Origin of the sequence: Nocardia africana NBRC 100379, assembly GCF_001612635.1 — a bacterium.
GTDB lineage: Bacteria > Actinomycetota > Actinomycetes > Mycobacteriales > Mycobacteriaceae > Nocardia > Nocardia africana.
Genome location: NZ_BDAV01000080.1, coordinates 1 through 1,167, shown reverse-complemented (window position 1 = coordinate 1,167; position 1,167 = coordinate 1). Strand labels below are relative to the sequence as shown.

General features: G+C 67.5%; 3 protein-coding genes. All 3 read left to right on the top strand.

All coding sequences use genetic code 11. The features are described from left to right. On the top strand, positions 1–196 hold a 196-nt coding region (locus NA3_RS37985; RefSeq protein ID WP_167355106.1), incomplete at its 5' end, for a DNA recombination protein RmuC. Positions 197–262: 66 nt separating this feature from the next. Then, entirely contained in the window at positions 263–637 is a 375-nt protein-coding gene (locus NA3_RS35335; protein WP_156769630.1) for a hypothetical protein, read from the top strand. Between the two features lie 192 nt (positions 638–829). Next, positions 830–1,167 (top strand): hypothetical protein (locus tag NA3_RS38350; protein WP_218021965.1); only part of this gene is annotated, 338 nt, incomplete at its 3' end.

Here is a 1,167-nt window from a genome sequence, read left to right as displayed (position 1 = left end):
AAAAGCGGTCGACAACTTCAACAAAACTGTCGGCTCCTTCGAGGGCCGCGTAATTCCCGGCGCCCGGAAGATCGCCGAACTGCGTGGGGACGACCCGGCTTTGAAGGACCTGGCACCTGTCGAACGCAGTGTGCGAGCGCTGACGTTCCCGAGCACCGCCGGCCCCGCCCCCGACGGTGACACCGGCGTGGCATGATCTCACCACCGTCGGCGCGGACAATCCAGTCGGACCGGTGCCGTGGGCGGGCTATCGTTGTCGGGCATGGCAACCGCAACGATTTCGATGGATGATGCGCTGTTGGCGCGGATTCAGGATGCAGGCGGGGAGAATCTGTCGGAGTGGATCGCCGCGGCCTGCCGATCCAAGCTGCTGACCGACGCCGCCCGCGCGGCCCGTGAATGGGAGCGAACCCACCCGGACGAAGCCGCCGCCGCCCGCACACAGGACGCGGTGCGCGTGCTCGAAAGCGAGGCAGAACGCGAAATCGTCGAACATGCCGAGCAGGCGGCCCACACTCGACGTGGGGTGGGCACAGAACCGGGCATCGTCGACTATCTGGCCGCCTACGGCCACGTCCGGGCACTGCTTGAGCAGGCCGAGCAGCGATTGCGCGAACAGCTCAGCGGTGGGCGCTGACCGAGTCACGCTACGCGGTGCCGACACCCGAGCAGGTCGACGCCCTGATGAACAACCCGGATCTGCTCTGGGAAGACGTGCCCGCGCCGAGGCTCCGCCGGTGATGAGCGAGGCCAACGCGACCGAGTCGCTGCGCCAGGCGGGCAAACAGAACGACCGCTTCGTGTCGGCGCCGTATGCCACCGTCATCTGATGCAGGACCGGATGCCCGAGCTACGCATCGAGGATGGCCGTGTGATCACCGCGCCGGGAGTGGCGCTGATGTGGCTGCCTGTCGACGGTGAGGTTGTCGCGAAGATTCCTCCACGCAAAGGGAATCGGCGGTGGCTGCACAAGTCGGTGCGTATCCGCTCCCCAGACCTGGACGGCGACCGGCGGTACCTGCGCCGCAGCTGCCTGACCCGGCTGGTCATCGCAGCCGTCGAACGCTACGGCCCGTGGTCCCTCGGGACATGGCGAAGCTGTCGCGCTGCACCCGGTCCTGTCTGGACGCGACAGGGATGGACTGCGGTTGCGCGTGCGTGGGACTG